The sequence below is a fragment of the Vibrio sp. Vb0598 genome (assembly GCF_033338935.1).
Taxonomy (GTDB): Bacteria; Pseudomonadota; Gammaproteobacteria; order Enterobacterales; family Vibrionaceae; genus Vibrio; species Vibrio alginolyticus.
Genome location: NZ_JAWOTP010000229.1, coordinates 1 through 1,135, shown reverse-complemented (window position 1 = coordinate 1,135; position 1,135 = coordinate 1). Strand labels below are relative to the sequence as shown.

Here is a 1,135-nt window from a genome sequence, read left to right as displayed (position 1 = left end):
CTTATGCGCATCATTACGAATCACTGGCTCAATGCTTTCAATCTTGCGCTCTGCATTAAAAATGAATTTGGTTTCGACGGTCTCAAACTCAATCGCACCACGTTGATCACGCGCTTCTTTCAACACTTTGTACATCGCGTGCAACTCTTCAAGATGCGACACGAGTGGCTGGTAGCGTTCACGCAGTTCTTCATCACCTTCAAGAATCGCGCTCACTTTGCTATATGTGAGACGAGCGTGGGAATTCATTACCGCTTCGTAGTGCTTGTAGCTGGAGAGCTTACCACTTTCAGAAATGGTCATCTCACACACCATACACAAGCGATCCACTTGCGGGTTAAGCGAACACAAACCGTTTGAAAGCACTTCAGGCAACATTGGGACAACTTGCGATGGGAAGTACACAGAGTTACCACGGTTGATGGCTTCTTTGTCTAACGCTGAGTCTGGGCGCACGTAGTAGCTTACGTCTGCGATTGCGACCCAAAGACGCCAACCACCATCTTTTTTCTTCTCACAGAAAACGGCGTCATCGAAGTCTCGCGCATCTTCACCATCAATGGTAACGAGCGGCAATTCACGCAAGTCAACACGACCAACTTTCGCTTCTTCAGGGACTTCTTCGCCCAAGTTTACGATTTGTTTTTCGACCGCTTCTGGCCACTCATAAGGGATTTGATGGGTGCGAATTGCGATTTGTGTTTCCATACCTGGCGCCATATTTTCGCCAAGAACTTCAACCACTTTACCCATCATGCCACGCGAGCGAGAACCACGATCGGTAATTTCAATCACCACGACGTTACCCATACGAGCGCCAGCTTTATGCTCGTTCGGGATCAGAATATCTTGGCTGATGCGCGAATCATCCGGCACAACATATGAGTAGCCGTACTCAAGGAAGAAGCGGCCAACAATCTGGCTATTGCGCTCTTCAAGTACGCGAACTAAGCGACCTTCACGACGACCACGCTTGCTGTTGTCTGTTGGTTGCACCAGCACGAAATCACCATGAATGATGTTCTTCATTTGGTGATGTGGCAGCAAAATATCATCGTCCTTGCCGACGCTGCCTTCTGGACGTACCCAACCGTGACCATCTGTGTGGCCAATCACGTAACCTTTCACCATTTCA

At 48.7% G+C, this 1,135-nt stretch carries 1 protein-coding gene; it reads right to left on the bottom strand.

All coding sequences use genetic code 11. The features are described from left to right. Positions 1-1,135 (bottom strand): VacB/RNase II family 3'-5' exoribonuclease (locus R7Q38_RS24305; RefSeq protein WP_318114634.1); only part of this gene is annotated, 1,135 nt, incomplete at both ends.